This is a genomic window from Corallococcus sicarius (genome assembly GCF_003611735.1).
Lineage (GTDB): Bacteria > Myxococcota > Myxococcia > Myxococcales > Myxococcaceae > Corallococcus > Corallococcus sicarius.
The window spans coordinates 1-11,844 of record NZ_RAWG01000305.1 but is presented as its reverse complement, the minus strand read 5'-3'; the positions used below and the strand labels follow the sequence as shown (position 1 = coordinate 11,844).

The 11,844-nt window shown below is 70.0% G+C and carries 10 protein-coding genes; 7 read left to right on the top strand and 3 right to left on the bottom strand.

Going from position 1 to position 11,844, the window contains the following annotated elements:
- The first annotated feature begins 406 nt into the window (after positions 1-406).
- From D7X12_RS33175 to sthA, 4 genes are all read left to right on the top strand, one after another.
- The gene (locus D7X12_RS33175) at positions 407-1,162 is read left to right on the top strand and encodes an RNA methyltransferase (RefSeq protein ID WP_120629230.1); all 756 of its coding nucleotides are present in this window, start codon (positions 407-409) and stop codon (positions 1,160-1,162) included.
- A 109-nt stretch (positions 1,163-1,271) separates the two neighbouring features.
- Positions 1,272-1,493, top strand: a complete 222-nt coding sequence (locus tag D7X12_RS33170) for a hypothetical protein (protein ID WP_120629232.1) — start codon at positions 1,272-1,274, stop codon at positions 1,491-1,493.
- A 41-nt stretch (positions 1,494-1,534) separates the two neighbouring features.
- On the top strand, positions 1,535-2,374 hold the full coding sequence (locus tag D7X12_RS33165) for a pseudouridine synthase (RefSeq protein ID WP_120629229.1): 840 nt from the start codon (positions 1,535-1,537) through the stop codon (positions 2,372-2,374).
- A 93-nt stretch (positions 2,375-2,467) separates the two neighbouring features.
- Positions 2,468-3,871 (top strand): Si-specific NAD(P)(+) transhydrogenase, encoded by a 1,404-nt coding sequence (gene sthA / locus D7X12_RS33160; protein WP_120629228.1) that lies wholly within the window; start codon positions 2,468-2,470, stop codon positions 3,869-3,871.
- A 19-nt stretch (positions 3,872-3,890) separates the two neighbouring features.
- Here sthA and encD read toward each other — a convergent pair whose 3' ends face one another.
- Positions 3,891-4,217, bottom strand: a complete 327-nt coding sequence (encD, locus tag D7X12_RS33155; protein WP_120629227.1) for an encapsulin nanocompartment cargo ferric reductase EncD — start codon at positions 4,215-4,217, stop codon at positions 3,891-3,893.
- 10 nt (positions 4,218-4,227) lie between these two features.
- Entirely contained in the window at positions 4,228-4,590 is a 363-nt protein-coding gene (locus D7X12_RS33150; protein WP_120629226.1) for a nuclear transport factor 2 family protein, read from the bottom strand.
- 156 nt (positions 4,591-4,746) lie between these two features.
- Here D7X12_RS33150 and fusA point away from each other — a divergent pair, with 156 nt between their 5' ends.
- From fusA to D7X12_RS33135, 3 genes are all read left to right on the top strand, one after another.
- Positions 4,747-6,864, top strand: coding sequence for an elongation factor G (gene fusA, locus D7X12_RS33145; RefSeq protein WP_120629225.1), 2,118 nt, complete (start codon positions 4,747-4,749; stop codon positions 6,862-6,864).
- Between the two features lie 102 nt (positions 6,865-6,966).
- Positions 6,967-8,910, top strand: coding sequence for an ABC transporter ATP-binding protein (locus D7X12_RS33140; protein WP_120629224.1), 1,944 nt, complete (start codon positions 6,967-6,969; stop codon positions 8,908-8,910).
- Between the two features lie 128 nt (positions 8,911-9,038).
- Entirely contained in the window at positions 9,039-9,962 is a 924-nt protein-coding gene (locus tag D7X12_RS33135; protein WP_120629223.1) for a flagellar motor protein MotB, read from the top strand.
- Between the two features lie 16 nt (positions 9,963-9,978).
- Here D7X12_RS33135 and D7X12_RS33130 read toward each other — a convergent pair whose 3' ends face one another.
- Complete coding sequence (locus D7X12_RS33130) at positions 9,979-11,784, bottom strand: OPT family oligopeptide transporter (protein WP_120629231.1); 1,806 nt, start codon at positions 11,782-11,784, stop codon at positions 9,979-9,981.
- Between the last annotated feature and the right edge of the window lie 60 nt (positions 11,785-11,844).

Sequence of the window (11,844 nt, the reverse complement as noted above, 5' to 3'; positions counted from 1 at the left end):
GGTGGAGGTGGCGGGCGTCGGGGACGCGGGTTCCTGCTTGCAGCCGGCGAGCAGCGCGCTCACCAGGAACGCCGACAGCAGCCAGCGGGCACGGGGTGCGCGCGGGGGCTTCGGCGGGACAGCGGACTGCGGGGACATGATGCCTCCAGGGGGTTTCGGCGGGACCGATTTCATTCCGCGTGCCGTGCGTGGCGCGTCTCGGAGGCGCACGGAAAGTGCGGCCCGGCGACCACGTGCCGGCGCTCCCCCATGCGCGTCCGCGGGCCCGCAGGGTGTCCGTGCGGCCACACCCAGGTGGCCTCGGACGCGTGCGGGACGCGGGATTCCGGCGCGCAGACTGGCCGTGGAACACCTCGGCGGTCAACTGGGGCCCCCACGCGCGGGGCGGGGCGGTAGAACGCACCCCATGGTGCTGCCCGTCCGATTCGTCCTCATGCGCCCGCGCAACGCGGAGAACCTGGGCGCCGCCGCGCGCGCCCTGAAGAACTGCGGCCTGTCCGACTGGGCCTGGGTGACGCCCGAGGTGGAGGACCTGGGTCCCGCGCGACGCCTCGCGGTGCATGCGGAGGACGTGCTGGAGGGCGTGAAGCGGCCGGACACGCTGGAGGCGGCGGTGTCCGACTGCGTCTGGGTGGTGGGCACCAGTTCCCGCAAGGTGGAGGGCAAGCGCCGCCTGTCGCCCCGCGCCGTGGGCGAGGAGCTGGTGGCGAGGGCCGCCCAGGGGCCGGTGGCGCTCGTCTTCGGGGATGAGCGCAGCGGGCTCACCAACGCGGAGGTGGAGCGCTGCCATGACTTGTCCGCGGTGCCCACCGCGCCGGAGCAGCCGTCCATCAACCTGGCGCAGGCGGTGCTGCTCTACGCCTACGAGGTGCGGATGGCGGTGCTCGCCGGCAGCGCGCCGCCGCCCGGGCCCCTGCCCCTGGCCGCCACGGACGCGGAGCTGGCGCGGGTGGAGGCCACGCTGGAGACGCTGCTCACCACCGGCGGCTTCCTCGTGGATGAGCAGCCCGGGCGCACGGCGGTGCGAGACTTGTTCGCACCCCTGCGCCGCTCGCGCCTGACGCGCAACGAGGCCCGGCTGTGGCTGGCCGCGCTGCACACCGTGCGGAAGCACTTCCCCGCCGGGTCCACCGAGCCCGGCGCCCCCGAGGCCGACGACTGAGCAGGCAGGAAGGCATCCCTCCCGTCCAGGCATGTCGCGCAAGCGTCCCTAGCTTCCCAGGAACCGTCACATCTCACACCCAGGATGGGAGGAACCTCGCGTGGACCACATGCCCTACGAGTCGATGGAAGTGGGAGGCACCGAGCCCGGCGCGGGCCCCTCCCGGAAGGCTCCCTCCGAAGCGACCCCCGAGGAGTCGCCCGGCCGCACGCCCAGGACGGCCGAGGCCGGAGGGGACGAGCAGGAGGGCCACCGCATGCCCTATGGCGAGCCTGGCAAGACGCCGGGATCCGCCGAGGGTGAGGATCCGGCCCGCCCGAACCGGAAGTAAGCCCGCGCGGAAGTCCGCCACGCGGGTACAGTGCCGCGCCCATGCCTCGCAAGCCCGAACGGCCGCCGAAGTCCCCTCCCCGTCCCAACCGCTGGGAGGGCAAGGAGAAGCCGGACTGGCTGTCCCGGGCGTTGGCCCGCGCGGGTGCGATGCCCCAGAAAGAGGCGGAGGCCGCCATCAAGGCGGGCCGGGTGAGCATCAACGGCCACGTGGTGAAGACGCACCTGAGCCCCGTGCCTCCGGACGCCGTGCTGAAGGTGGACGGCCTGCCGGTGCGCAAGGTCGCGCCCACGCTGGTGCTCGCCTTCCACAAGCCCGCGGGCGTGCTGTCCTCCACCGCGCGCCAGCACCGCACGGGCACCGTGTTCGAGGTCCTCCTGCCCCAGCTGCCCACGGAGCTCGCCTCGTACACGTGGCACGCGGTGGGCCGGCTGGACGTGGACACCACGGGCCTCTTGCTCTTCACCAACGACGACAAGCTGGTGGCCCACTGCACCTCCCCGGAGACGCTGCTGCCCAAGCGCTACGTGGCCACGGTGTTCAGCACCGCGGACGAGGAGCGCGTGGCCCCGCTGCGGGAGGGGATGCCCCTGGATGACGGCCCCGCCCGCCCCGCCGTCGTGCGCGTGCGCGACGAGCACACCGTGGAGGTGACGCTCACCGAAGGGCGCCACCACCAGGTGAAGCGGATGCTGGGCGCCGTGGGCCTGCCCGCCCGTGCGCTCCACCGGGAGGCCGTCGGCGAAATCACCGTGGGCGACCTGCCCGAGGGCGGCTTCCGGCTGCTCACCGACGCGGAGGTCCGCGAGAAGCTGCACTACACCGGCCGGGCGCCCGCCACCGCCGCGTCCCCCACGGCTCCGGAGACCGAGGACGCCTGAGGGACGTGCGGACCCGCCCGGGTTCCAGTCCGGAGCCTACGGGGCGGACTTCCCGGTGTAGCGCCCGAGCGTGGAACGGATAGGGTGCGGCCCATGGCGGACTTCGACCTGGTGGTCATCGGCTCCGGACCGGCCGGAGAATGGGGCGCGGTGCAGGCCTCGCTCGCGGGCAAGCGCGTGGCGGTGGTGGAGCGCGAGCCGGTGCTCGGTGGCACCGCGGCCAACACCGGCACCCTCCCCTCCAAGACGCTCCGGGAGACGGCGCTGCACCTGTCCGGCTTCAAGGCGCGCGGCCTCTACAGCGTGGACGCCACGCTGCGACACGAGGCCACGGTCTCCGACTTCCTCTTCCGCGAGCGCCGCGTGAAGCAGATGGAGCGCGAGCGCATCCACCGCAACCTCCAGCGCCACGGCGTGACGGTGCTCCAGGGCTCCGGCTCCTTCCTGGACGCGCACACCGTGCAGGTGACCCACGCGGGCACCGTGGTGGCGACGCTCGCCGCCTCCACCGCCCTCATCGCCACGGGCTCGGCGCCCTACCGCCCGCCGCTGTACCCCTTCGGCGACCCGCGCGTGCACGACTCGGATGAGATCCTCGACATCACCACCCTGCCCCGCACGCTGGTGGTGGTGGGCGGTGGCGTCATCGGCTGCGAGTACGCGTGCATGTTCGCCGCGCTCGGCATCCCGGTGACGCTCGTGGAGGTGAAGAACGAGCTGTTGTCCTTCCTGGACGCGGAGGTGGGCCAGCTGCTGCGCGACTGCATGGAGTCGCTGGGCGTCCGGCTGCGCCTGGGCCAGGTGGTGGAGACCGCGCACGTCCCCGAGTCCCACGATGAGCCCATCCGCCTGAAGCTGACGCTGGGCGAGGTGCTGGAGGCGGACCAGGTGCTGGTGGCCTCCGGCCGCACCGCCAACACCGCGGGCCTGGGCATCGAGGCGCTGGGCGTGAAGCAGGGCAAGCGCGGGCAGATTGAAGTGGGGCTCGCGTACCAGACGTCCGTGCCGCACATCTACGCGGTGGGGGACGTCATCGGCTTCCCGGCGCTGGCCTCCACGTCCATGGAGCAGGCCCGCATCGCGGTGGAGCACGCCTTCGGGTCCGGCAAGCGCACCCTCACGCCCATCCTGCCCTACGGCATCTACACCATCCCGGAGGTGTCCATGGCGGGCGACACCGAGGAGACCCTGCGCGCGCGCGGCGTCCCCTACGTCGTCGGCCGGGCCACCTTCGACAACAATCCGCGCGGGCAGATCATCGGCGAGCAGCAGGGCCTCTTGAAGCTGCTCTTCCACCGCGACGACCTGAAGCTGCTGGGCGTCCACGTGCTGGGCGAACAGGCCTCGGAGTTGGTGCACGTGGGGCTCACCGCGCTGCTCACCGGGTCCACCGCGCAGCTGTTCGTAGAAACGTGCTTCAACTACCCGACGCTGTCGGAGGCCTACAAGGCCGCCACCTACGACGCGTTGGACCAGGTGCGCATCAGCAGCGCCTGATCCACTGCCGCCGCGCGCTTCAGCGCGTCGTCTTGAGGCTGCCCACCGTGAAGCCCGCCTCGCTTCGGGCCACCCGGTTCACCCCGTCCGCGGACACCCGCGCGAGCGGGGGCGCCTCGGTGGGAAGCCGCAGGGACTCGCGGGCCGCCCCGGCGGAGCCACCCCGGCCCGGGGCGCCCTGCAACAGCGAGCGGATCCGCTCCCAGCGCACCTTCTCCTCCGCCATGAGCTGCACCAGCTCCTGGCGCGCGGAGGCGTCCGGCAGATCCGACGCCGCTGACGCCACCTTGTCCATGAAGGGCAGCAGGTATCCGAAGTCCCGGTCGAAGCTGATGGGGTTCGCCATGGGGGGCACCTTATCCGTGGTAGACGCGCGACGCGACGATGAGGCCACCCCGGATGTCCAACACCTCCGCCACCGGCAGGGGCGCTTCGTTGGGGGCGTGGCGCAGGTACTCCATGAACACCCGGTCCCCATCCGCCGTGAGGGCCGTCTCCTCGTACCGCAGGCCCGGCAGCCGGGCGATGGCGTCCTTCCACCACCGCTCCAGGGCCGGCCGGCCCACCAGGCGCCCCCCCGTCTCAGGATGCAGCACGCGAATCTTGGGCGAGGTATGCGTTGCATCCTCCGCGTACAGGGCCACCAGGGCCGTGACGTCGTGGGCGTTGAAGGCGCGCAGCCAGGCGCGGGCCAGGGAGAAGTTTTCGCTCGCACTCATTGTTATGAAGCCTCAGGCGGAAATGGCGAGCGGAACGTAGGCGGATGTACGCCCCGCGCCATGCGGATTTGTCTGGTAACTGAGACCTGTGGGAAGTAAGGGCCCCGCCTGCTCTGTTCCCTCAGGCAATTTTTTCAATAGAAGAAGGACCGGATCGTGGCCACCAGCGCAACCATCGAGAAGATTCGTAACATCGGTATCTCTGCCCACATCGACTCGGGCAAGACGACGCTCTCCGAGCGCATCCTGTTCTACACGGGCAAGATCCACGAGATCCACGAGGTCCGCGGCAAGGACGGCGTGGGCGCGATCATGGACTCGATGGACCTGGAGCGTGAGAAGGGCATCACCATCCAGTCCGCCGCCACGTACGCGATGTGGGGCGACTACAACATCAACCTCATCGACACGCCGGGACACGTGGACTTCACCATCGAGGTGGAGCGCGCGCTCCGCGTCCTCGACGGTGCCATCCTGGTGCTCTGCTCGGTGTCGGGCGTGCAGTCGCAGTCCATCACGGTGGACCGCCAGATGAAGCGCTACAAGGTTCCGCGCATCGCGTTCATCAACAAGATGGACCGCGCTGGCGCGAACTACGACCGCGTTGCCCTGCAACTGAAGGAGAAGCTGGGCCACCACGCGGTGCGCCTCCAGTACCCCATCGGCGCGGAGGACCGCTTCCAGGGCCTCATCGACCTGCTGTCGATGAAGGCGTACTACTTCGACGGCGAGAACGGCGAGCACATCCGTGAGGAGGCCATCCCCGCGGACATGAAGGACGAGGCCGAGCTGCGCCGCTCGGAGATGATCGAAGGCGTCGCCAACGTCGACGACGCGCTGGGCGAGGCGTTCCTCATGGACCCGGACTCCATCACGGAGAAGCAGCTGCGTGAGGCCGTCCGCCGCGCCACCATCGCGCTGAAGATGACGCCGGTGATGTGCGGCTCCGCGTACAAGAACAAGGGCGTGCAGCTCTTGCTCGACGCGGTGTGCAGCTACCTGCCGAACCCCAAGGAAGCGACCAACGAGGCCCTCGACCAGAAGAACAACGAGGCCAAGATCATCCTGGAGTCGGATCCGGAGAAGCCCTTCGTCGGCCTCGCGTTCAAGCTGGAGGACGGCCGGTACGGGCAGCTCACGTACATGCGCATCTACCAGGGCCGCGTCACCAAGGGCGACTTCATCGTCAACCAGGTGAACCAGAAGAAGGTCAAGGTGCCGCGCATCGTGCGCATGCACTCCAGCCAGATGAACGACGTCAGCGAGGCCACCGCGGGCGACATCGTCGCGCTGTTCGGCATCGAGTGCGCGTCGGGCGACACGTTCACCGACGGCACCGTGAACTACACGATGACGTCCATGTTCGTCCCGGACGCCGTCATCTCGCTGGCCGTGGAGCCGAAGGACCGCGCCAAGTCGACCAACTTCTCCAAGGCGCTCAACCGCTTCAACAAGGAAGACCCCACCTTCCGCGTGTCGCGCGACGAGGAGTCCGGGCAGACCATCATCCGCGGCATGGGTGAGCTCCACCTGGAAATCTACATCGAGCGCATGAAGCGCGAGTACGACTGCGAAGTGAAGGCCGGCAAGCCGCAGGTGGCGTACCGCGAGACCATCAGCCAGAAGGGCGAGTTCGCCTACACGCACAAGAAGCAGACCGGTGGTTCCGGTCAGTTCGCGCGCGTGTGCGGCTACGTGGAGCCCCTGCCCTCGGACGCCGTGCAGCAGTACGAGTTCGTGGACGACATCGTCGGTGGCTCCATCCCGCGCGAGTTCATCCCCGCGTGCGACAAGGGCTTCGCCGAGGCCGTGAAGAAGGGCAGCCTCATCGGCTTCCCCGTGGTGGGCCTGCGCGTGGTCATCAACGACGGCGCCTTCCACGCGGTCGACTCGTCTGAAAACGCGTTCAAGACGGCCGCCATCATGGGCTTCCGCGAGGGCTACTCCGCCGCGAAGCCCATCATCCTGGAGCCCGTCATGAAGGTGGAGGTCAGCGCGCCGGAGGAGTTCCAGGGCTCCGTCGTCGGTCAGCTGAACCAGCGCCGCGGCACCATCCTCAACACGGAGACGGCCGAGGGCTACCTCACGGCCGTGGCCGAGGTGCCGCTCAACACGATGTTCGGCTACTCCACCGACCTGCGCTCCGCGACCCAGGGCAAGGGCGAGTTCACGATGGAGTTCGCCCGGTACTCGCAGGTGCCGAAGAACGAGGCCGAGGCACTGATGGCGACGTACAAGGAGAAGCAGGCCGCGGACCAGGCCGCCCGCAAGTAGTCCGGGCTTCCCTGACGCCGCTCTGGCAGTAGGAAGGGCGCTCCCCGCTTGAGTGGGGGGCGCCCTTTCGCTTTCGCATCCCCCTTCAAGGAGTCTCCTTCCGTGACGCTGCTCCGTGCCGCCAACGTCCAGCTCGCCTTCGGCAGCCGCACCGTCTTCGAGGGCCTCACCTTCACCATCGAAGAGGGTGAGCGCGTGGGCCTCGTGGGCGTCAATGGCTCCGGCAAGTCCTCGCTGATGAAGATACTGGCCGGCGCCTCCAAGCCGGACCTGGGCGAGTTGCAACTGCGCCGGGGCGCCCGCGTCACCTACCTGCCCCAGGAGCCAGAGTTCGCGGAGGGCGCCACGGTGCAGAGCGAGCTGGCCGTGTCCCAGGCCCCGCTCAAGGCGGCCCTGGACGCGCACACGGAGCTGTCGCGCAAGCTGGAGGCGGACCCCGCCCACGCCACCGAGAAGATGCTGGAGCAGCTGTCCGTGCTCAGCGACCGCATTGAACAGGCGGGCGGCTGGGACACGGAGCACCACGCGAAGATGCTGCTCGACAGGTTGGGCGTGAAGGACTGGGACCGGCCGGTGTCGCAGCTGTCCGGCGGCCTGCGCAAGCGCGTGGCCATTGCGCGCGCGCTGCTCACGCGCCCGGACCTGCTGCTCCTGGACGAGCCCACCAACCACCTGGACGCGGACACGGTGGACTGGCTGGAGGACGAGCTGGACAAGCTGCCCGGCGCCCTGCTGCTCGTGACGCACGACCGCTACTTCCTGGACGACCTGGTGGACCGCATCGTCGAAATCCAGCCCGGCGGCGGGCTCGTCTCCTATCCCGGCAACTACGCGGCCTACGTGGAGCAGAAGCTCGTCGCCCAGGAGAACGCGGAGACGGCGGAGCACAAGCGCGGGCGCTGGATTGCCCAGGAGGTGGCCTGGCTGCGCAAGGGCCCCGAGGCGCGACGCACCAAGAGCAAGGCGCGCATCGAGCGGGCGCAGAAGCTCCTGGCGGAGAAGGGCTTCCAGCGTCCCAAGGTGGCGGACCTGCGCGTGGTGGCGGCGCCCCGGCTGGGCCACACCGTCATCGAGGCCGAAGGGCTGAAGAAGTCCTTTGGCGAGCGCAAGGTGCTGGACGGCGTGGACTTCCGGCTCCAGCGCGGCGAGCGCGTGGGCTTCCTCGGGCCCAACGGCGTGGGCAAGACGACCTTCCTGCGCGTGATGCTGGGCGAAATCCCGGCGGACGAGGGGAAGCTCGTCATCGGGAAGAACACCAAGGTCGCCTACTACGATCAGCAGCGCGCCCAGCTGGACCCCGAACAGACGGTGTACGACGCGGCCTCCAACGGCGAGGACCACGTGGAGCTGGCGGACCGCCGGGTGGCCCTGCGCGACTACCTGGAGGACCTGCTCTTCCCGGTGCCCATGCAACGCATGAAGGTGGGCGCGCTGTCCGGCGGCGAGCGCAACCGGCTGCTCCTGGCGCGCCTGTTCCTGGAGGGCGCCAACGTGCTGGTGCTGGACGAGCCCACCAACGACCTGGACATCGTCACCCTCAACATCCTGGAGCGGCTGCTCCTGGACTTCGCCGGCAGCACGCTGCTCGTCACGCACGACCGCTACTTCCTCGACAAGGTGGCCACCGCCATCCTCAGCTTCGACGGCAACGGCAAGGTCACCCGCTACGAGGGCAACTACGACATGTACAAGCGGCTGCGCGAGCAGTCCCAGGCCGCCGCCCTCAAGGCCACCCAGCAGAAGAAGAAGGACGACGCCCGGAAGGACGAACCGCCCCGCCAGGAGCCCGTCGCCAAGGCCGCGCCGAAGAAGACGGTGAAGCTCTCCTACAAGGACCAGCGTGAGCTGGACGGCATGGAGGCCACCATCGAGACCGCCGAGAAGCGCAAGGCGGGCCTGGAGGCCCAGCTCGCCGACCCGAACGTCTACAGCAACGGGGCCAAGGCGGCCGAACTCCAGCAGACGCTGGAAGCCGCCAGCGCTGAAGTGGACCGGCTCTATGCAAGATGGCAGGAATTGCAGGACCTGGCGGCCGGCCCGGCCTGACGCATTGCCTTGGAAACCGCGAATCGTTGCGCCTGGGAACGATTTCTTGCCGTTCCGCTGCATGATTTTTGAGCATGAGGACTCCGACTAGAGTCGCGCCTCGCGTCCTTTGTCTCAGGAGCTGTCCCGTGTTCCGTCCGGCCCCCGTGCTCGCCGCCGCTGCCGCAGCGCTCTTCACCCTGCCCCTCCCCGCCCACGCCCTGGAGAGCGGTCCCAAAGAGCCGCTGCCCGTGTTCGACCTGCAGCGGTTGAAGCTGGACGCGTCCGCGCTGGGCTCGCTGGTGGTGGGGACGGGACGGACGCTGGCGCCGGGCCAGCTGCGGGTGGGATTGAACTACCACTACGAGCACCTGCCCCTGCACTTCCAGACGCGCTGGGAGCCGGGGGATGGCACGGGCCTCGTCGAGAACAAGATGACCGCGCACCTGACGCTGGGCTACGGCGTGCTGTCGTGGCTGGACGTGGGGGCGGAGCTGCCCTTCATCCTGACGCAGGGGGGAAAGCCCACGCTGCGGTACGCGCCGCCCCGCACGGGAGGGCTCGCCACGCCCTGGCTGAGCGCGCGCGCGGCCCTGCTGCGCCAGACGAAGGGCGCGCCGCTCAACGTGGCAGTGGAGCTGACGGCGGGCCTGCCCGTGGGCAGCAGCACGGCGCAGGCGCGCGAGGCCTACGCGTGGCAGCCGCGTCTGCAATTGGGCTACGTGGGTGATGGCTTCCAGGTGGGCGGCGAGGCGGGCGTGTTCCTGCGCAAGCGCCACGACCTGCAGTCGGTGTCCTATGATCCGGCCGACGTGGTGGGCAATGAGCTGCGATTGGGCGCCACGGTGACGTCGCTGGGGGGCGACGTGACGCGCGGCGAGGTGAGCGTGCTGGCGGGCGTGCCGCTCAACGGGGGCCGCGTGGGGGCGGAGCTGCTCATCGCCATCCGCCGCCATGCCCTGTCCAGCCTGGACCTGTATGTGATGGGCGGCCCGGGCGTGGGGGCGGGCTTCGACACGCCCACCTTCCGCTTCGTCGCGGGCCTGTCCTGGGCCACCAGCAAGGTGGACTGAAGAAAGCGCCCGCCGGCTACTTCGGCATGAAGCCGAAGGCCTTCACCATCGCGATGGCGATGCCCAGCAGGCTCTCGCCCGCGATGAAGCCGGAGCTGACGGGCAGCACCGCATCCTCGGCCAGCTTCGGCTTCGTCCGGCGCAGCAGCGCGGCCAGCGCCGCGCCCACGAAGAGGCTGATGGAGCTGGAGCCGGGGATGACGATGGCCAGCCCCAGGCCGGGCGCGGAGGGGATGAAGGCCTTCGCCTTCGCCGGGGCCCAGCGATCCAGCAGCACCAGCGCCACGCCCAGGGCCGTTCCGCACAGGGCGCCCACGCGCGCGGTGGGGTGCAGCGCGGCCACGCCGGTGGCGAGCATCTTGGACACGCCCGCCCACACCATGGCCGCGGGCGCGGGGAACTGCTCCGAGCCCAGCACGTCCGCGGTCGGCACCAGCAGGTTGAAGACGGGCACGATGACGACGGAGCCCGCCACCACGCCGAACAGCTGCGCGAAGAACTGCTGACGCGGCGCCGCGCCCAGCAGCCACCCGGACTTCAGGTCCGTGAGCAGGTCCGCGGAGTGCAGCCCCACGCCGCCCGTGGCGTTGGCGCTCATGATGTTGGCGGGGAGGTTGCCCGGGGCGAGCGCGCCGAAGATGAGCTGGGTGACGGGGCCCAGCGCCTTGGTGGGCGTGGTGTCCGTCTCCCCCGTCACGCGCGACGCGATGACGCCCATCACCACCGCCAGCGGCAGCGCGAGCACGCCGGCCCACCACGGAATCTGGAACAGGTACGCCATCAGGAAGACGGCCACCGGGCCCAGCAGCACGAAGCCCAGGGGGAACCAGGCCGGGGGACACTCGATGTCCGCCAGCGGATCCTCGCTCGTGCCCTCCTTCGGCTTGCGGCCCACGAGCCCGCCCAACGCGGAGAAGGAGCGCACCACGCTCTTCCACTGGAAGGCGAACGACAGGAGGCCCGACGACACCAGCACCGCGGCGCCCGTCCACAGCGCCCAGGTGTTGATGGCCTTGTACGTCACGTCCGGGATGACGCCCCGGGAGACCATCTCCGGCGCGAGGAAGCCGTAGGTGAGGAAGGCGCCCAGCAGCATGGACCAGCCGGTGCGGAAGCTCACCAGCGCGCCCGCGCCGATGAGCAGCAGGCTGAAGTCGAACGACAGCGACCACTTGCCGGCCTCGCGGCCCTGGATGGTGAACGGCAGGCTCATCTTCTCCGGCAGGTTCTTCAGCCAGGTGAAGCGCGCGTCGCGCACCAGCACCAGCAGCGCGCCCACGAGCCCCGCGACGCCCAGCAGGCGCGACTTGCTGCGCGCCACCGCCCCGTGGCCGTGCAGGGCGCGGATGGTCTCCGCGGTGGCGGTGCCGGTGGGGAACGGGAGCGCTTCGATGTTGATGAGCTGGCGTTTGATGGGGATGGCCGCGAAGACGCCCAGCGCGGAGATGACGCCAAACCACACCATCAGCCAGCCGGACGACGGCAGCGTGCCGGTGAGCATCAGGAGCGCGGGCACCGCGGCCATGTTGCCGCCGCCCGTCATGTAGCCCGCCGCGGACGCGACGGAGCCCATGGCGTTGTTCTCCAGGTCGGTGAACTCCTTCGTCAACACCTTGAGCGAGCGCAGCGTGCCGAACACCGCGAAGCCCAGGATGCACGCGGTGATGGTGACGCCCAGGCTCCAGCCCGTCTTGAGGACGACGTAGAGGTTGGACAGGCACATCACCGCGCCAATGAGCATCCCGGCGATGATGGCGCGCACGGTGAGCTGCCGCGCGCCGCCCTGGTAGACGTGCTCCTTCCAGTACCGCTCCGGATCCATCGCCGCGGAGGCGCCGGGCTTGTCCGGGACGGCGGCAGGGTCGGGCGCGGGGACGCGGAG